The 18,226-nt window shown below is 73.7% G+C and carries 15 protein-coding genes and 1 pseudogene; 2 read left to right on the top strand and 14 right to left on the bottom strand.

Going from position 1 to position 18,226, the window contains the following annotated elements:
• Positions 1-4: 4 nt before the first annotated feature.
• From RM555_RS21990 to RM555_RS22025, 8 genes are all read right to left on the bottom strand, one after another.
• A complete protein-coding gene (locus tag RM555_RS21990; RefSeq protein WP_311413511.1) occupies positions 5-550 on the bottom strand; it encodes a gluconokinase in 546 nt (181 codons plus the stop codon).
• On the bottom strand, positions 540-1,805 hold the full coding sequence (gene manD / locus RM555_RS21995) for a D-mannonate dehydratase ManD (RefSeq protein WP_311413555.1): 1,266 nt from the start codon (positions 1,803-1,805) through the stop codon (positions 540-542). Before manD ends, RM555_RS21990 begins: the two co-directional genes overlap by 11 nt.
• Positions 1,802-2,755 (bottom strand): sugar kinase, encoded by a 954-nt coding sequence (locus RM555_RS22000; RefSeq protein ID WP_311413512.1) that lies wholly within the window; start codon positions 2,753-2,755, stop codon positions 1,802-1,804. The genes manD and RM555_RS22000 overlap by 4 nt, the downstream gene beginning before the upstream one ends.
• Positions 2,752-3,390 carry a bifunctional 4-hydroxy-2-oxoglutarate aldolase/2-dehydro-3-deoxy-phosphogluconate aldolase gene (locus RM555_RS22005; protein WP_311413513.1) on the bottom strand — a complete coding sequence of 213 codons (639 nt, stop codon included), beginning with the start codon at positions 3,388-3,390 and terminating at the stop codon, positions 2,752-2,754. Before RM555_RS22005 ends, RM555_RS22000 begins: the two co-directional genes overlap by 4 nt.
• Positions 3,391-3,394: 4 nt before the next feature.
• Entirely contained in the window at positions 3,395-4,543 is a 1,149-nt protein-coding gene (dgoD, locus tag RM555_RS22010) for a galactonate dehydratase (RefSeq protein ID WP_311413514.1), read from the bottom strand.
• Positions 4,544-4,550: 7 nt separating this feature from the next.
• Positions 4,551-5,366: a carbohydrate ABC transporter permease gene (locus RM555_RS22015; RefSeq protein ID WP_311413515.1), complete on the bottom strand. Its 816-nt coding sequence runs from the start codon at positions 5,364-5,366 to the stop codon at positions 4,551-4,553.
• Positions 5,363-6,313: a carbohydrate ABC transporter permease gene (locus RM555_RS22020; protein ID WP_311413516.1), complete on the bottom strand. Its 951-nt coding sequence runs from the start codon at positions 6,311-6,313 to the stop codon at positions 5,363-5,365. Before RM555_RS22020 ends, RM555_RS22015 begins: the two co-directional genes overlap by 4 nt.
• 77 nt (positions 6,314-6,390) lie before the next feature.
• Positions 6,391-7,686: an ABC transporter substrate-binding protein gene (locus tag RM555_RS22025; protein ID WP_311413517.1), complete on the bottom strand. Its 1,296-nt coding sequence runs from the start codon at positions 7,684-7,686 to the stop codon at positions 6,391-6,393.
• Between the two features lie 139 nt (positions 7,687-7,825).
• Here RM555_RS22025 and RM555_RS22030 point away from each other — a divergent pair, with 139 nt between their 5' ends.
• Positions 7,826-8,587, top strand: a complete 762-nt coding sequence (locus tag RM555_RS22030; protein ID WP_311413518.1) for a FadR/GntR family transcriptional regulator — start codon at positions 7,826-7,828, stop codon at positions 8,585-8,587.
• A gap of 158 nt (positions 8,588-8,745) precedes the next feature.
• Here RM555_RS22030 and RM555_RS22035 read toward each other — a convergent pair whose 3' ends face one another.
• The 4 genes and pseudogenes from RM555_RS22035 to RM555_RS22050 form a co-directional block, all read right to left on the bottom strand.
• On the bottom strand, positions 8,746-10,125 hold the full coding sequence (locus RM555_RS22035) for an MFS transporter (protein WP_311413519.1): 1,380 nt from the start codon (positions 10,123-10,125) through the stop codon (positions 8,746-8,748).
• Positions 10,126-10,495: 370 nt separating this feature from the next.
• Positions 10,496-11,368 (bottom strand): annotated as a pseudogene (locus RM555_RS22040) (membrane protein); the annotation flags it as partial.
• 52 nt (positions 11,369-11,420) lie between these two features.
• Positions 11,421-12,359: a hypothetical protein gene (locus tag RM555_RS22045; RefSeq protein ID WP_311413520.1), complete on the bottom strand. Its 939-nt coding sequence runs from the start codon at positions 12,357-12,359 to the stop codon at positions 11,421-11,423.
• A gap of 46 nt (positions 12,360-12,405) precedes the next feature.
• Positions 12,406-14,031: a serine/threonine-protein kinase gene (locus tag RM555_RS22050; RefSeq protein WP_311413521.1), complete on the bottom strand. Its 1,626-nt coding sequence runs from the start codon at positions 14,029-14,031 to the stop codon at positions 12,406-12,408.
• A gap of 274 nt (positions 14,032-14,305) precedes the next feature.
• Here RM555_RS22050 and RM555_RS22055 point away from each other — a divergent pair, with 274 nt between their 5' ends.
• Positions 14,306-15,865 (top strand): sensor histidine kinase, encoded by a 1,560-nt coding sequence (locus RM555_RS22055; protein WP_311413522.1) that lies wholly within the window; start codon positions 14,306-14,308, stop codon positions 15,863-15,865.
• 21 nt (positions 15,866-15,886) lie between these two features.
• Here the strand turns inward: RM555_RS22055 and RM555_RS22060 are convergent, their stop codons facing one another.
• Both RM555_RS22060 and RM555_RS22065 read right to left on the bottom strand, forming a co-directional pair.
• The gene (locus RM555_RS22060) at positions 15,887-16,726 is read right to left on the bottom strand and encodes an SPFH domain-containing protein (protein ID WP_311413523.1); all 840 of its coding nucleotides are present in this window, start codon (positions 16,724-16,726) and stop codon (positions 15,887-15,889) included.
• Between the two features lie 94 nt (positions 16,727-16,820).
• Complete coding sequence (locus RM555_RS22065; protein WP_311413524.1) at positions 16,821-18,056, bottom strand: MFS transporter; 1,236 nt, start codon at positions 18,054-18,056, stop codon at positions 16,821-16,823.
• Positions 18,057-18,226 lie beyond the last annotated feature (170 nt).

Below are 18,226 nucleotides of genomic sequence, written 5' to 3' on the forward strand. Positions count from 1 at the left end.
GCGCTCAGCCGCTGGCGGCGACGCCGTGCGCCAGGCCGAGCCGGTCGACTGCCGCCGAGACGAGTTCGTCCGGCGTCAGCGCCAGGTCGAGCACCAGCACCGACTCGTCGGGGTGGTGCTGTTCCAGGGTGGCCAGCTGCGACTCCAGCAGGCTCGGCGGCATGAAGTGCCCGGCACGCCGGGCCATCCGCTCCCGGATCACCTCGGCGGCGCCGTCCAGGTGGACGAACTCGACGCTCGGCGGCCCCTGCCGCAGCGTGTCGCGGTAGGACCGCCGCAGCGCCGAGCAGGCCAGCACCGTCGACACGCCCTCGGCGGCGCGGGCGGCCATCCAGCCGGCCAGCTCGCGCAGCCAGGGCAGGCGGGCGGCGTCGTCCAGCGGCACGCCGGCGCGCATCTGCGCCACGTGCGCCGGCGTGTGGAACTCGTCGGCCTCGGCGAAGACCAGTCCGGTACGGGCGGCGATGCCCCGGGCCACGGTCGTCTTGCCGGCGCCGGACACCCCCATCACGACCACGTGCCGCGTCGGGGACGCGCCCTCACCAGTCATGGACGGTGCCGTCCTGGAGCCGGTTGAACGGCAGGTACGCCGGCACGTACGGGAACTTCGCGGCGGCCTCCTCGTCCAGTTCGACGCCGAGCCCGGGCTGCTCCCCCGGGTGCAGGTAGCCGTCGACGAAGGTGAACGACTGCCGGAACACCTCGTTGGTGAGCGCCCCGTGCCGCATGTACTCCTGGATGCCGAAGTTGTGGATGGCCAGGTCCAGGTGCAGGGCGGCGGCCATGCCGACGGGCGAGATGTCGGTCGGGCCGTGGATGCCGGACTTGATCTGGTACTGGGCGGCGAAGTCGAGCAGCTTGCGCATGGCCGTGATGCCGCCGGTGTGGGTGACGGCGGAGCGGACGTAGTCGATGAGCTGCTCGCGGATGAGCGTCTGGTAGTCCCAGACGGTGTTGAAGACCTCGCCGATCGCCAGCGGAGTGGTGGTGTGCTGGCGGACCAGCCGCAGCGCCTCCTGGTTCTCCGCCGGGGTGCAGTCCTCCAGCCAGAACAGGTCGTACGGTTCGAGGGCCTTGCCCAGCTTGGCGGCCTGGATGGGGGTCATCCGGTGGTGGCCGTCGTGCAGCAGCGGCAGCTCCGGGCCGAACTCGTTGCGGACCGCCTCGAACACGCCGGGCAGGTGGCGCAGGTAGGAGCGGGTGTCCCAGTCCTCCTCGGCCGGCAGCGGAATGCGCTGCGCCGGCTCGTAGTCGTAGCGCCTGCCGTCGGCGCTGGGCTGGCTGGCGACCCCGTACACGGCGTTGATGCCCGGCACCGAGGTCTGCACCCGGATCGAGCGGTAGCCCTCGTCGAGGTGCCGGCGGATCGAGTCGAACAGCTCCGGCAGGTCCCGCCCGGAGGCGTGGCCGTAGGCCATGATCCCGGTGCGCGACGCCCCGCCCAGCAGCTGGTACAGCGGCATGCCGGCGGCCTTGGCCTTGATGTCCCACAGGGCCACGTCGACCGCCGCGATGGCGGCCATGGTGACCGGCCCGCGACGCCAGTACGCCGAGCGGTAGAGGAACTGCCAGGCGTCCTCGATGCGGTGCGCGTCCCGGCCGATCAGCAGCGGGACGACGTGGTCGCGCAGGTACGAGGCGACCGAGAGTTCCCGTCCGTTGAGGGTGCCGTCGCCCAGGCCGGTGACGCCGTCCTCCGTGGTGATCTTCAGGGTGACGAAGTTGCGGTCGGGGCTGGAGACGATGACGTCAGCGGCGACGATCTTCACGGGGTGCCTTTCTTCTTCGGGGTGCTCGGTGGTCAGCGGAGGACGTCGCCGGCCTCGTGGCCGTCGAGGAGGGACAGTTCGACGCGGCGTGGCAGCCCTTCCCAGTCGCCGGGGCTGGAGACCGCGAAGGCGCCGAGGGTGGCCGCGCGGCGCAGCCGACCGGCCAGGTCGAGCCCGTCGAACCAGCCGGACAGGTAGCCGGCGGTGAACGCGTCGCCGGCGCCGACGGCGTCGACGGCGGTCACGGTCAGCGCCTCGGCCCGCCGGACCCCCTCGCGGGTGTGCGCGCGGGCGCCGTCGGAGCCCAGCTTGACCAGGACCGTGTCCACGCCGCGGTGCAGCAGGTCCGCCACGACGGTGGACTCGTCGGCCCCGGGGTCGCCGACGAGGTCCAGCTCGTCGGCGGAGGCGACGACGGTCGAGGCGTACCCGGCCAGCGGGGTGAGCACCTCGCGCGCGGTGTCGCGGGACCAGAGGCGGTCGCGGTGGTTGACGTCGAGGCAGACCGGGATGCCGGCGGCGACGGCGGCCTCGGCCGCCCACCGGGTGGCCGCGCGGGCGGTGTCGGACAGCGCCGGGGTGATGCCGCTCAGGTGCAGCATCCGCGCGCCGGCGGCCAGCGGCGCCCGCAGGTCGTCGACGCCGAGGGCGGAGCCGGCCGATCCGGCCCGGTGGTACTGCACCCGGGTCAGGTCGGCGGTGCGCCGCTCCAGGAACATCAGGCCGGTCGGCCGGTCCGGGTCGCGGGTCACGCCGTCGACGGCGACGCCCTCGGCGCGCAGCTGGCGCAGCACGTACTCGCCGAACTCGTCGGCGCCCACCCGGCCGACCCAGGCGGCCCGGTGACCCAGCCGGGCCACCGCGACGGCCACGTTGGACTCGGCGCCGGCCAGGTGCATGGTCAGCGGTCCCCCGGCGGCGAGCGGGCCGGCCGAGCGCAGCGACACCAGGGCCTCGCCGACGGTGAGCAGGTCGGGTGCGGTCATGACGGCGTCGACTCCCGCACGGTGGCGAGGTAGCTGCGCGCCCGCGCCCGCAGGGCGTCCAGGTCGCCGCCGGAGGCGGCGTCGCCGACCAGGGGGCCGCCGAGGCCGACCGCGATCGCGCCGGCCCGGAAGTAGCCGGGCACGTCGTCGCGGCCGACGCCGCCGACCGCGACGAACGGGATGTCCGGGAAGGGGTCGCGCACCGCCCTGAGGTACGCCGGGCCGCCGACCGACGCCGGGAAGAGCTTGACCGCCGACGCCCCCATCCGCACCGCCGTGTAGGCCTCGGTCGGGGTGAGCGCCCCGGCGGCCACCGGGAGGCCGCGGCGCGCCGCCTCGGCGATCGACTCGACCACGGCCGGGGTCACCACGAACTGCGCGCCCGCGGCGGCCACGTCGGCGACGTCGGCGGTGGTGAGCACCGTGCCGGCCCCGACCAGCGATCCGGCGGGGGCCGCCGCGCGCAGCGCCTCGATCGCCCCGAGAGCGTCCGGCGTGGTCAGGGCCACCTCGACGACGCGTACGCCCTCCTGGAGCAGGACGGTGCCGGCGGCGATCGCGGCGGCGGTGTCGGTGCCGCGGATGATCGCGAGGATCCGGGCCGCGGTCAGGTCGGCGGTCAGGTCGACGGTCATGTGATCACCATTCCGCGTAGGAGCCGTCGCGGTGCCGCCACATGGGGCTGCGCCACGCGTGTCCGCGCTTGTCCGCCGCCCGTACGGCGTGCTCGTCGATCTCGATGCCGAGGCCGGGTGCCGTGAGCCGCTCGACGTATCCGTCGACGAACGTCAGCGGGGTCTTGTCGAGGCAGTAGTCGAGCACCTCGGCGCCGAGGTTGTAGTGGATGCCGATGCTCTGTTCCTGGATCAGGTAGTTCGGCGTGGCGAAGCCGACCTGGAGGCAGGCGGCGAGCGCGATCGGCCCGAGCGGGCAGTGCGGGGCGAGCTGCACGTCGTACACCTCGGCCAGCGCGGCGATCTTGCGCACCTCGGTGATGCCGCCGGCGTGCGAGAGGTCCGGCTGGGCGACCGCGATGCCGGCCTGGAGCACCGGCAGGAACTCCTGCCGGTTGTAGAGCCGCTCCCCCGTCGACACCGGTGTGGTGGTGGCACGGACGAACTCGCCGATGAGGTGCGAGTTCTCCGGCACCACCGGCTCCTCCAGGAAGAACGGCCGGTACGGCTCCAGCAGCGGGGCGACCCGGCGGGCGGTGGCGAGGGTGAACCGGCCGTGGAAGTCGACCGCCACGTCCCGCTCGTCGCCGAGCACCTCGCGGGCGGCGGCCACCCGCTGCACCACGCCGTCGATCTCGGCGACGGACGCCACGGTGCTCATCCGGCCGGAGGCGTTCATCTTCACCGCGGTCAGGCCGGTGGCGACGGCGGCGGCGATCTGGTCGCGGACCTCGCTCGGCTCGTCGCCGCCGACCCAGCCGTAGACCCGGATCCGGTCCCGGACCGGGCCGCCGAGCAGCTGGTGCACCGGCGCGCCGAAGTGCTTGCCGGCGATGTCCCACAGCGCCTGGTCGAGCCCGGCGACGGCGCTGGCCAGGATCGGCCCGCCCCGGTAGAACGAGCCCTTGGTCATGACCTGCCAGTGGTCCTCGATGCGCAGCGCGTCCCGGCCGACCAGCAGCTCGCTGAGCTGCTCGACGGCGGTGCGGACGGTCTCGGACCGGCCCTCGCAGGTCGCCTCGCCCCAGCCGACGATCCCGGAGGACGTCTCGACCCGGACGAACAGCCAGCGCGGCGCGACGAGGAAGGTCTCCACCCGTTCGATCGTGGTCATGGTGTCCTCAGCCCTTCGTGGCGCCGGCGGTGAGGCCGGAGACGACGTACTTCTGCACGAACAGGGCGATCAGCATGATCGGCAGGGTGACGACCGTGGCCGCCGCCATCAGGCCGCCCCAGTCGATGCTGGCGTAGCCGACGAAGTCGAAGATCGCCACCGGGAGCGTCTTGGTGTCGGCCCCGGACAGCACGAGGGCGAACATGAAGTTGTTCCAGGAGAAGATGAACGACAGGATGCCCGCGGTCGCGATGCCGGGCACCGACAGCGGCAGGGTGATCCGCCGGAACGCGCCGATGTGGGTCAGCCCGTCGACGAGCGCCGCCTCCTCGAGCTCGGTCGGCAGGCCGTCGAAGTAGCCCATCATGATGTAGACGATCAGCGGCAGCGACACGAACATGTGGCTGAGGATCAGCACGGTGAACCCGCCGACCATCTGCAGGTTCGAGAAGACGTAGTACCAGGGCACCAGCAGCGAGACGCCGGGGATGACCCGCGCCATGAGCACGACGAGCGCGGACTTCTTCATGTTGAAGCGGCTCATCGAGTACGCGGCGGGCACGCCGAGCAGCAGCGACAGCACGGTGGCCGCGAGCGCCACCCAGAGGCTGTTGCCGATGAACTGGATGTAGTTCGCCTGCTGGAGCACGTTGGAGTAGTTGTCCAGCGTCGGGGAGAAGACGAACGCCTTCTCGGTGTCGTAGATGTCGACGTTGGTCTTCAACGACGCGGCGACCATCCACACCAGCGGCGCGATCAGCGACAGCACGACGAGGACGAGGGCCACCGTGCGGAAGATCTTGTACGGCCTGCGCAGCTTCATCGGTCCAGCCCCTTCTTGCGGTAGGTCAGGGCCCACATCACCCCGATGATGATCAGGAAGAAGATGATGAGGACGGTCGATGAGACGCCGTAGTCGTTGTAGTCGAAGCTGAGCCCGTAGGCGTACACGTTCAGGGTCTCCACCTCGTGGAACGACCCGCCGCCGCGCCCCTTGGTGGCGTAGAGGATGTCGAAGGTCTTCAGGGCGTCGATGCCGCGCAGCAGGATCGCGACGATCACGGTGGGCATCAGCAGCGGCAGGGTGACGTGCCGGAACCGCTGCCAGGTGCTGGCGCCGTCGATCAGCGCCGCCTCCTGCGGCTCGTCGGACAGCGACGTCAGGCCGGCGAGCAGGATCAGCACGACCATCGGCGTCCACTGCCAGATGTCGATGAACATCGTCGTCGGCAGGGCCGAGTTCTGCCCGGAGAGCCAGGGCTGGGGGTCGATGCCGACCCAGCCGAGCACCTGGTTGGCCATGCCGATGTTGGGGTCGAAGATCAGCCGCCACATCATGCCGACCGCGACCGGGGTGGCCACCAGCGGCAGCAGGATCGCGACCCGGACCCACTTCTCACCGCGGAACGGCCGCCACAGCAGCAGGGCGATCGCCATGCCGAGGACGACCTCGAAGAAGAGCACGACGCCGGTGAAGAGGGCGGTGCGCCACACGGCCGGCCAGAACCGGTCGGTGTCGCCGAGCACGTCAAGGTAGTTCTGGAAGCCGATGAACTCGCTCTCGGCACGGACCGAGCCCTCGGCGTCGGTCAGGCTGAGGTACCCGGTCCACGCCACCGGAAAGATGATCAGCACGGCGACGAACAACATGGCGGGTGCCGCGAAGAGCCACTTGCGGTGCGCGTTGGCCCAGCGCGACCAGGCCGAGGTCTCCGGGGACGCCGGACGCGCCTCGGGCGATCTTTTGACTGGTGTGGTGACGGCTGACATGGGGTCTCCGGGTGGGTCAGGGCAGCGGCCCGACGCGGGGTGGCGGAGCCGGTCGGCTCCGCCACCTGCGCTTCGGGCTACTTCGCCTCGTCGTCGAGGAACTTCTGGAACGCCTCGTTGGCCGCGTCCGCCGAGGCGGCCGCGTCCTTGCCGGTGATCGCGTCGACGATCGGCTGGCCGACGATCTCCCGCGCCTGGGCGACCTTCTCGACCAGCGGCCGGTCGTGGCCCACGCCGTTGGCGGTGCTGACCGTGGTGGCCTCGGCGAGGTCCTTCGGGTAGGTCGCCGCGCCCTCCGGGTTCTCCCAGACGGAGGTACGGGCGCTGGGCACGCCGGCCTTCTGCTGCGCCAGCGCCTGCTCCTTGCCGGCCGCCCACTGGATGAACTTCCAGGCGTTGTCCTGGTTCTTCGAGGCCTCGTTGACGCCGAGCGCCCAGGACGGGATGTTGTACGGCTTCGAGCCGGCCGGGCCGGCCGGGAAGGCCGCGAACCCGACGGTCTCGGAGACCTTCGACTTGGCCGGGTCGGTGGCGTTCTTGTAGAGCGAGTTGGCCTCGGTGTAGAAGGCCGCCTTGCCCTGGGTGAAGATCGCCATCGCCTCGGACCAGCTCATGTCGGTGCTGATGTTCTCCGGGCCGTGCTCACGCAGCAGCCCGCCGTAGTAGGCGTACGCCTGCTTGGCCTGCTCGGTGTTGATCGAGGCCTTGCCGCTGGCGTCGACGAAGTCGCCGCCGAAGCTGTAGAGGAAGCTGGAGAACTGGGTGACGGCGGCGGCCTTGCCGGTGCGGGACACGAAGCCCGCCACGCCCGGGTTGTCCGCCTCGACCTTCGCCGCCTGCGCCTTGAGCTCGTCGAGGGTCTTCGGCGGGGCGGTGAAGCCGGACTTCTCCAGCAGGTCCTTGCGGTAGTAGAGGACCTCCTGCTCGGTGATGATCGGCACGCCGACCACCTTGTCCTCGTACGTGGTGGCCTGCACCGGTCCGGACTGGAAGTCGGCGATCTCGAACGCGCTGTCCGACTTGCTCTTCTCCGTCAGGTCGGCGAGGTACTTGTTCTTGGCGAACAGCTTCCCCTCCTGCAGCGGCCGGTACATCATCACGTCCAGGTCGGTGGACCCGGCGTTGAGCTTGACGTTGTACTGGTCGGAGAGCTGGTCCTCACCGAGCTGGGTGACCTCCACCTTCAGGCCCGACTGCTTCTCGAACTCCGGCAGGGCCTTCTTGATGTTCTCCGTCCAGACGTGGTTCACCAGCGTCACGCGAACGGTGTTCGAGCCGCCGGCGTCGTCCCCGCCGCCACCGCAGGCGGACAGGCCGAGGGCGACGACCATCGCCAGGGAAGTCCCAATAACTGATCGACGTCTCACGTCCATCTCTCCTTATGCCGTGGCCGTGGCCGCCGCCCTGACGGGTGGGCCGCCACCTCGCGGTTTACATCCGCTTAACAACCGGATGCTAGGCCGAAAAAACAGATTTATACAAGGGGTAGACCCAACTGATATGCTCCGTGACGTGAAATCGTCCTCCTCGGGGGCTGTGGCCGCCCAGCTCGCCCCTGTCGAGGCTGGCCTGCACGCACGCGTCCTCGATCGCCTCGGCACGGCCATCTGTGACGGCGAGCTGGCTCCCGGGTCGGTGCTCAACATCGACGACCTGGTCGACCGCTACGCCGTGTCCCGCTCGGTCGTCCGCGAGGTGCTGCGGGTGCTCGCCTCGATCGGGTTCATCGAGACCCGCCGCCGCGTCGGGGTCATGATCCGCCCGTCGGAGGACTGGAACGTCTTCGATCCGCAGGTGATCCGCTGGCGGCTCGCCTCGGCCGGCCGCATCGTCCAGCTACGCTCGATCACCGAGCTGCGGACCGCCATCGAGCCGCACGCCGCCTGGCTGGCCGCCAGCCGGGTCGGCCACGACGAGGCGAGCGACCTGGTCGGGCTCGCGGCGAAGATGTGGGCCGCCGGCAAGGCCGGCGACGAGGAGCGCTTCCTCCAGCTCGACATAGAATTCCACCGCCGGATCCTGGTCGCCTCCGGCAACGAGATGTTCGTCCGGTTGCAGGACCTGATCGCGGAGGTGCTCACCGGCCGGCACCAGCACCACCTGATGCCGCACCACCCGCACGAGCAGGCCCTCCAACTGCACGCCGAGGTGGCCCAGGCGATCCAGCGGCGCGACGGCGAGCGCGCCCGGCGGGCCATGGTGCAGCTCATGGAGCAGGCCTTCGACGAGATGAGCTCGATCTGGGAGCAGACCGGCGAGACCGCCGGCGCCTGAGCGCGACCCGCCGGGCTGACGGCGTACCGGCGCGGGCAACTCGCCGCCGACGAGCCTGCGCGGGCGCGCGCTCCGGGACCTCGACGGCCACCGGTGGTCGTTCCGGCTGACGGGCGACGGGCCCGGCGGCGGTCGCACGGACCGCCGCCGGGCCGTGGTCAGCCGGCGTGCCCGGCGGTCGTCCGCACCGGCCCGCGGCGGGCCGAGCGGCCCCCGCGGGTCACCAGGAGCAGCGCCACGATCAGGTACGGCGCCGCGGCCACCGCGAACGCGACCCCGTTGCCGGCCCCGGTGGCGAGCAGGCCGTAGCCGCCGTAGACCGCGATGACCGTCACGTCGGTGGCCATCCCGGCCAGCGAGGTGACGGTGGCGCGGCTGCCCCCGGTGATCCGGGCCTGCAACCGGGCGTCGGCGAGCACGGTGGCGAGCTGGAAGCCGCAGAACGCGGCCGCGACCAGCGCGAAGCCGGCCGGCCGGGCGGACAGCGCCCCCGCGACCAGGGCCAGGGCCGACAGCGCCAGCAGACCGGCGTACCCCCGGGCGGTCAGCCGCTCCCCCGCCGGGGCCAGCAGACCGCCCACGGCCACACCGAGCCAGGTGAGCAGGAGCAGCAACGGCACGGTCGCCTCGCCGACGCCGGTGTCCCGGGCCAGCAGCGGGGTGTACTCGTCGAGGGCGCCCCAGACCGCCGCGACGACCGCGACCAGCAGCACCGCCGCGCGCACGGTCCGGTCGGCGCGGACCTCGGCGAGCCCCGCGCGCAGGCTCGCCCACCAGCCGAGGTCCTCGTCGTCGTCCGCCCCACCGTCGCGCCCGGGCCTGTCCGGTCCCCCGTCACGCCCGATCCCGTCCGGTCCGCCGTCGCCCACGGCGAGGGCGGGGGCGGCGTCGAGATCAGCGGGCGCGGCGTCGGCCCGGACGGATTCAGCGTCGGCGGCGGCGGTCTCGGGTCGGCGGTGTTCGGGGAAGCGGGTGGCGACGGCGGCGGCGAGCAGGCAGGCGAGCACGCTCGCCACACCGACGGCCGGGTAGCCGCCGACGGCGAACACGGGGCCGGCCAGCAGGATCGAGGCGAGCACGCCGATCGTCCCGGCCGTCTTCGCCCGGCCGATGACGCGGGCGTAGCGGCCGGCGGCGCCCAGGCGGTCGAGTTCGGTGAAGACCAGCGCCTCCAGCGAGCCCGAGGCGAGCGCCCCGCCGGCGCCCCAGAGCACGAACCCGACGGCGAAGGCCGGGTACGAGGGCACGAGCACCCAGAGGGCGAAGCCGGCAGCGGTGAGCACCGGCGCGAGGCTGAGCAGCAGCCGCCGGGAGACCGCGTCGGCGAACGCGCCGGAGGGCACCTCCAGCAGGATGCTGGCGGCCGACCAGATCACGAACAGCGACGAGATCTGCCACACCGACAGGCCGGTGTCGCTGAACAGCAGCGCGTACAGCGGATAGAGCAGGACGAGTTCGCCGAGGAACGCGTACCCGTAGAGGGTGGCCGCCAGCCGGCGGACGCGCGCGTCGGACGCGCGCGGAGGGTGGACAGTCATGGGACCTTCCCGTGAGGACGAAGCGGACGCCGGACGTACGGCGACCGCGGCGGCCCACGGCAGTGGCCCCTAGCAGTGCATCAACATCGCCACGTCATGCCGCGATGGTAGCCGCGCCGGCCCGGGCCGTCACGCCCTTCGCCGGACACACGCCGGGGTGGGATCCGATGTGGATCCCATCCCGGCGGTGTGGTCAGCGGCGGCGTTGCTCGCCCTCCAGCGGCGGGATCACCATGGTGGCCTCGCTGTCCTCGCCGGCCGGGCGGTCCGGGACGGCGGCGCCGCCCGAGGTGACCCGGGTGGCGTCCGGGTCGCCCTGTCGCGGCACGGGCACGGTCGGGTCGGTGTCGGCGCGGGGACCGGAGACCACCTGCGTGGCGTCCGGGTCCGCCCCGACGCGCGGGGCGGAGACCACCTGGGTGGCCTCCGGGTCGGTGTCGACGCGCGGGCCCGAGACCACCTGCGTGGCGTCCGGGTCGCCGCCGTGCGTGGCCGCCGCGGCGAGGTGGGCCTCGCTGTCGCGGCGTCCGGCCTGGTAGGCGCGCGCGTGCGTGGCGATCAGCCGCGACTCCTGCTCGGCCCGGCTCAGCCACGACTCCCAGCGGCTCTGCATGGGACGGATCAGCCCGCCGCCGACCCCGACGACGAGGATGCCGCCGACGGTGGCCAGCACCGCGATCAGCACCGGAGTGGTGACCGCGGTGGCCACGCCGATCTGGTTGAGCGCGGCGATGACGCCCAGGCCGAGGATGAACACGGAGGCGATGGTGGCCAGGAGCCGGCCGTACGACAGCCCGCCGAGGGCGCCGCTGATGATGTCCTTCACCGCGTTGGCGATGGCGGCGGCGACCACGACGATGACGATCGCGACGAAGGCGCGGGGCAGCCAGGCGATCACACCAGCGATCAGGTCGGAGATGGGGTTCGGCCCCCAGATGCCGAAGGCCAGCTGGAGGGTCACCAGCAGCACCCCGTAGTAGGCCAGCTTGGCGACGATGTCGCTGGCGTCGTACCGGGAGCGGGCCAGGGCCCGGCGGACCCCACCGCGTTCCACGGCACGGTCGAAGCCCACCCGCTCCAGCACCTTGTCCACGATCTTCAGCACGGCCTTGGCGATCAGCCAGCCGGCCACCAGGATCGCCACGAAGGCGACGGCCTTGGGCAGGAACAGCATCACCGACCGGAGGGCGTCCCCCACCGCGTCGCCGAAGTTGTCTCTCATCGGAATTCCTCCACACGGCATCCGGGTTCGTCCGGCCCGACCTACCCCCGGCGGCGACCGGGGAAACGCCCGGTCAGCGGCGCCGGCAGCCGTAGGACACCGGGGTCTGGGCCTGCACCGGAGCCGGTGAGGTGATGTTGACCGTGGCCGTCTCGGTCGTGCTGCCCACGCCGCTGAAGGTCCAGCGCAGCGTCAACTCGACGGTGCGCTGGCCGTACCCGACCCGCTCGGTGAGCAGGCTGCCCGGCGCGCTGCCGGTGCGCAGCCACTGGTAGCGGATCTCCCCCGCCCGGCCGTTCGTCGACACGGTGGCGACCACGTCGACGGTGACGTCGCACCGGTCGCCGGCCGGCTGCGGAACCGCCACCGTCACCCCGGTCACCTCGAGCGGGCTGATCCGCTGCCAGAGGTACAGGCCCACGGCGGCGAGCAGCGCGACGGTCAGCAGGGTCGACAGCACCGAGGCCACCGTCCGCCACGCCGAGCGCCGTCGCGGCGGCGCCGGCCACGCGGGTGCCGGTGGCGGGGTCGTCGGCACGCCCGGACCGAACCGCACCTCCCCGCCGGGCGCGGCGGCGGGCCCGCCGGGCGGCGTCCCCGGACCGGGCGCGGTGGTGCGCCCGGCACCGGCCACGTGCCCGACCTCCGTGGCCGTCGCCCGGGCGGTCCACTCCCCCGGTGCGTGCCGCGCCGCCGGCCACGGCCCGGGTGGCCCGCCCAGGGCGCGCTGCGGCATCGTCGCCTCGCCGAGGTCCGGGCGCACGGTCGCCGCACCGTGGGCCAGGGAGGCCGTCGGCTCCCCCGCCGCCAGGCGCACGGTCGCCTCATCGGAGGCAAGGCGCGCGGTCGGCTGCCCACCGGCCAGGTGCACCGTCGCGTCGCGCGAAGGCAGGTGCGCGGTGGGCTCCGCCTGTGGCTGCGGCGGGTGGACGTTCAGGCGTACGGTCGCCGCGCCGTCGTCCGGCTGGCGGCGGGCGGGCAACGCCTCGGTCGGGTCGTTCGGCTGGGTCACGGCGGCCCGCCCTCCGTCGTCGTGGTCGGCATCGAAGTGTCGGGCGTCAGCCCGGCGTGCAGAACGAGCGCAGCGTCACGTGCACCGGCGAGCCCTCGGGCGAGGCGTTGCCGGCCTCGTCCACGGCGACGACCCGGACCGGGATCCGGGTGCTGGTCTTCGGCTGGGGCAGCTCGCCCAGGACGCCCCGGAACACCCCGCGCCCGCCCGACGCCATGGGCACCTCGGTGGTGCGGCCGTCCAGCGTGTACCGCAGGCTCACCCTCAGCTCCCCGGTGGCCGTACGGTCGTCGGTGACGACCGCGGAGATCGTGCTGGACGTCGGCCCGTACGGGCAGCCGCGCGGGTCGAGTTCGTTCGGGCTGGCCGCGACCCTGCCGACGGAGGGCGCGACGGTGTCCGCCGGCGCGGCGCTGGCGCTGGCCGACGCGGTCGGCGAGGCGGGGGCCGACGTCGTCGGCGCGCCGGGGCCGGCCGGCTCCGGTGCGGCCGTCGTCGCCGTGGGTGCGACGGTAGCGGTCGGGGTGGGCGTCGTCCCGGCCGTCGGGCTCGGCGCGGGGGCCGACGCGGACGGTGCATCCGTCGGCTCGACCGGCGCCTCGGGTGCGGTCGTCCCGGCGGCGGGCAGCGGCTCGTCGCGGCCGGCGTAGCTGAACCCGGCGCCGCCGAGCAGCAGCGCCGCCGCCAGCCCGCCGCCGACCAGCGCCGCGCGGGCCCGGCCGGACCGCAGCCACGTCCACCGGTCCGTCGCCTCGCCGAACGCGGTGCTGGCCAGGCTGGTGGCCCCGCCGGTGCCGTCCGGGAACGGCAGGAGTGCGGCGAGCAGGGCCGCCCGCCGGGCCAGCTCGCGCAGGCCACGCTCCTCCCACCGCCGCCCGTACGCGTCGGCCGCCACCCGCTCCAGGACGGCGAGGAAGACCTGGGCGGGTTGGGGCCGCAAGGCCGGTTGCTTGGCCATGCCGTGCCGCAGCAGTTCGTGCACCGGCTCGGGGGCCGGGTCGGTGGGGATCGGCGCGTGGGCGTGCTGCTGGCGCAGGGTGAGCAGGTCCCGCCCGTCGAAGGGCGGGCGGCCGGTGAGGCACTCGTAGAAGGTGGCGGTGGCCGCGTAGATGTCGCAGGCCGGGCTCGCCGGGGCGCCCGTCCACTGCTCGGGGGCCATGTAGCGGGGCGTGCCGGTGACGCTGACCCCGGAGCTCTCACCCACCGGCATGGCGATGCCGAAATCGGCCAGTTTGCTGGCGCCCTCGGTGGTGACCAGGACGTTCTCCGGCTTGTAGTCGCGGTGCACGACGCCCCGGGCGTGCGCCGCGCCGAGCCCGGCCAGCGAGCCCTTGAGGACGCAGAGCGCCGACTCCGGCGTCGTCGCTCCGTGCGCGCGCAGCAGCTGCCGCAGCGACACGCCATTGACCAGTTCCATGACGATCGCCGCGCCGCCGGGCGACTCGACGTACTCGTAGAGGCGCGAGACGTGCGGGTCGTCGATGCCGGCCAGCAGCCGGGCCTCGGCGCGGAACGCCGTGCGGAACGTCGGATCGTCGCCGATGCCGCCGGTGAGGTACTTGATCGCCACCTGGGTGCCGGTCGCCTCGTGCACGGCGAGGTCCACCCGGCCGGACGCGCCGGCGCCGAGCTGCCGCACCGGACGGTAGCCGGAGACCTGCCAGCCGGTCACGCGTTCACCTCTCCGCTCCGGGGACGGTGGGGCCGTCCCCCGGTCGCCATTGTGGTCGCGGGAGCCGGCGCGGCCATCGGCGCAACGGCTGCTTCCGGCCCCCGGACGTCCGGGCGGTCCCGGCGGGTGGCGGCATGGTCGGTTACGGACACACGTCACTGGTACCACCCGCCGGCAACCGCACCCGCGCCACGGCGCTCCCGGCCGGGCCGGCTGGACTAGGGTGCAGGCCGTGGGCAGCGAGGCGACTCCCGAGGCAGCGACCCGTCGGCCGATGACGACCCGGCGGTGGCTCACTGTCCTGTTGCTGACGATGACGGCCCTGGTCCTGCTCGGCGGGGGCGCCGGCGCCGCCGCGCTGAGGCACACCGCCGCGGTCTCCAACCACCTCGCCGACCAGGTCGCCCCGGCCCGTACGGCGGTCGGCCAGCTCGACAGCGGCCTGCTCGCCCAGGCGGCGGCCGTACGCGGCCACGTCGTCACCGCCGACCCGCGCTTCCTCGAGGCGTACCGGCGGGGCGTCGAGAGCGAACGCGTGACCATGTCCCGGCTGCGCGAGCTGCTCGCCGGCGAGCCGGAGGCGCTGGCCGACCTGGACCGGGCGCAGCGGCTGGCCGACCGCTGGCGCACGGAGTTCGCCGAACGCCTGGTCGCCTCCCGGCAGGCCGGCGGGACGCCGCAGGAGCTGGCGCCGCTGGTGACCGGGGACGCGGAGACCTTCGCGGCGGTACGCGCCGAGCTGACCGGGCTGGTCGCCCGCCTCGACGGGATCCGGGACGCCGGCCGGGACGACCTCGACCGGGCCCGGGCGCTGCGGGACCTGACCTTCGTGGCGATCCTGGCTGCTCTGCTGCTGTGCGGGATCGTCGGATCCGTGCTGGTGCGCACGAGGGTGCTGCGCCCGCTGGACCGGCTGGGGGCCTCGGTGCGGCAGGTGGCGGGCGGCGACTTCCGGCACCGGCTGCGGCCCGACGGCCCCGCCGACATCGCCCGGCTGACCAGTGACGTGGAGACGATGCGCCGCACCGTGGTGGAGGCGTGGGAGCGCAGCCAGCACGACCGGGACGCCCTGGAACAGCAGGCGGCCGAGCTGCGTCGCTCCAACGAGGACCTGGAGCAGTTCGCGTACGTCGCGTCGCACGACCTGCAGGAGCCGCTGCGCAAGGTGGCGTCGTTCTGCCAGATGCTGGAGCGCCGCTACGCCGACCAGCTCGACGACCGCGCCCGGCAGTACATCGGCTTCGCCGTCGACGGGGCCAGCCGGATGCAGGAGCTGATCAACGACCTGCTGACGTTCTCCCGGATCGGCCGGGTCTACGGCGAGCTGCGGGAGGTCGACCTGGCCGAGGTGTTCGCGCAGGCCGAGTCGAACCTGTCCCGGGCGGTGGACGAGTCCGGCGCGACGATCACGCGCGACCCGCTGCCCACCGTGCGGGGCGAGCCGACCCTGCTGACCATGCTCTGGCAGAACCTGCTGGGCAACGCGGTCAAGTTCCGCAGCCCCGACCGGGCGCCGCTGATCCGGGTGACGGTGACGGACACCCCGCAGGACTGGTCCTTCGCCGTCGAGGACAACGGCATCGGCATCGACCCCCGCTACGCCGAGAAGATCTTCGTCATCTTCCAGCGCCTGCACCCCCGTGGCACGTACCCGGGCACCGGCATCGGGCTCGCGGTGTGCAAGAAGGTCGTCGAGTTCCACGGCGGCACGTTGAGCCTGGACGAGGCGTACCGCGACGGGACCCGCTTCGTGTTCACGATGCCGCGGCTGCCGACGGCGGTCGTACCCGCGCAGCCGGGCGAGCCGGCCACGGAGTCGGCGGCGGGGGTCTGAGAGCCTGCCCGCCGCCCGGGGTCAGGCCTGCGGGCGCCGGTGGCCGTCACCGGGCACCGGCGCGGCGGGTTCCGGGCGCTGCGCCGCCGGTGGCTCCGCGTCGCGGGTGAACTTGTCGAAGAAGCGCAGCAGCTCCACCGGGAACGGCATCACCAGGGTGCTGTTCTTCTCGGCCGCCACGTCCACCACCGTCTGCAACAGCCGCAGCTGGTAGGCCCCCGGCGTGTTCGCCATCGCCCGGGACGCGTCGGCGAGCCGGCGGGACGCCTGGTACTCGCCGTCGGCGGCGATCACCCGGGCGCGGCGTTCGCGTTCCGCCTCGGCCTGGCGGGACATCGACCGTTTCATCCCCTCGGGCAGCGCGACGTCCTTGACCTCGACCCGCTCGATCAGCAGCCCCCACGGCCCCTCCGTCGGCGCGTCGATGACCGCCTTCAGCTCGGCGTTGACCCGGTCCCGGTCGCCGAGCACGGTGTCCAGGTCGGCCTTGCCGATCACCGAACGCAGGGCGGTCTGTGCCACCTGGAGCACGGCCGAGGGGTAGTCGTGGACGTTCACCAGCGCCTTCACCGGGTCGACGACCCGGTAGTAGACCACCGCGTCGACGGTGAGGGTGACGTTGTCCCGGGTGATCGCCCCCTGCGGGGGCACCCCGATGACGGTCGTCTGCATGCTGACCCGGACCATCCGGTCGGCGACCGGGACGATCAGCCGCAGGCCGGGCTCCCGGACCGGCGTCAGCACCCGACCGAAGCGGAAGACGACGCCGCGCTGGTACTGCTGCACCAGCCGGACGCTCAGCGCGCCGACGAGCGCCAGGAGCACGGCCACGATCACCACGCCGACCACGACCGCTTCCACGGCACCCCCGATCCGAACGGCTCCCCGGGCCGCCCCTTTCCCGCTGCGCCGGGAAGTAGTCCCGGCGCAGCGGGTGGCCGGCCGGCCCGTCGGATCAGCCGGCCGACCTGCCGCTGCCGGACAGGCGGGCGGCCACCAGCGCGATCCCGCACGCCGCGACGGCGCTCAGCGGGGCGATCAGGAAGCCGATGGTCACCTCGCCAGCCGCGTCCAGCACCACGCCGGTCACCGCCGCGCCGCCCGCGCTGCCCACCGAGAACGCCGTCGCCGCCCAGGCGAACGCCTCGGCCACCGTGCCGGTGGGCGCCACGTCGTCGATCGCGACGAAGGCGATGGTCAGCAGCGCCGGCAGCGCGAGCCCGCTGACCGCCATCAGCGCCAGCATCGCGGGCGGGGCCGGGGTGAGCAGCAACGGCAGGTAGCCGGCGGCGAAGACGCCGACCACGCGCGGCAGCGTGGCGTGCCGGCGCAGTCCGCCGAAGCGCACGTAGAGCAGGCCGCCGACCAGCGCCCCGGTGGCCTGCGCGGCGAGCAGCCAGCCCGCCCAGGACCGGGCCCCGGCCGCCTCGGCGTATCCGGTCGCGGCGACTGTCACGCTCCCCACCGCCGCGCCCACCAGCAGCAGCGCCCCGAGGACCAGTCGGAGCCGGCCGGCGCGCAGCGGCCCGGCCCAGTGGCGTACCGCCGGCTCGCCCCGCCAGCGCCGGACCGCGTCGGTCGTGGCGAACCACGCGGTGCCGGCGGCCTGGAAGCCCGCGGCGGCGGCCAGACCGCCGGTCGGGCCGGCCAGGCCCACGGCGGCGAGCGTGACCACCGGGCCGAGGATGAAGATCAGCTCCTGGACGGCGATGTCCAGGGTGTACGCGGTCTGCACCCGGTGCGCGGGGAGCAGGTCGCGCCAGAGCACCCGCAGGCACGACTCGAACGGCGGCGCGCCCGCCCCGGCCAGGGCGGCGGCGCACACGGTGACCGGCAGGTTGACGTGCGCGGCGGTGAGGGCGAAGCCGATCGTCGACGCCGCCACGGAGAGCCACAGCACCGGCGGCTGCCGCCAGCGCTGCGCCATCCGGGCGAGCATCGGCTGGCCCACGGCGGTGCCGGCGGTGAACGCGCCGACCAGCAGGCCCGCGACGGTCAGCGTCATCGTCTCGCGGGCGAAGACGAGCAGGGCCAGGGGTGCCGCGCCGAGCGGGAGCCGGCCGAGCAGGCTGGCCGCCAGGACCCGGGCGGTCTGCGGCGCCCGCAGCACGGCGAGGGCGGAGGTGTCGGTGGGGTCGGCGGGCGGGTGGTCGGCGGGCGGTACGAGTTGGCGGTGATCGGATCCGGGCATGACTGAGCGCTCCCGAGCGTGGCGGAGATGGACCGGTGGGCGGTGGAGTGCCGGGCCGGTCAGGGAACGTAGTCGGAGCGGTCGTGACCGTCGCCGTAGAGCGGGAGGTCCGGGGTGATCCAGAGACCGTGCGCGGCGGCGACGGCATGCGGTGGGATCACGCTGGACAG

It is taken from the genome of Micromonospora reichwaldensis, from assembly GCF_031845925.1.
In the GTDB taxonomy this organism is placed as follows: Bacteria; Actinomycetota; Actinomycetes; order Mycobacteriales; family Micromonosporaceae; genus Micromonospora; species Micromonospora reichwaldensis.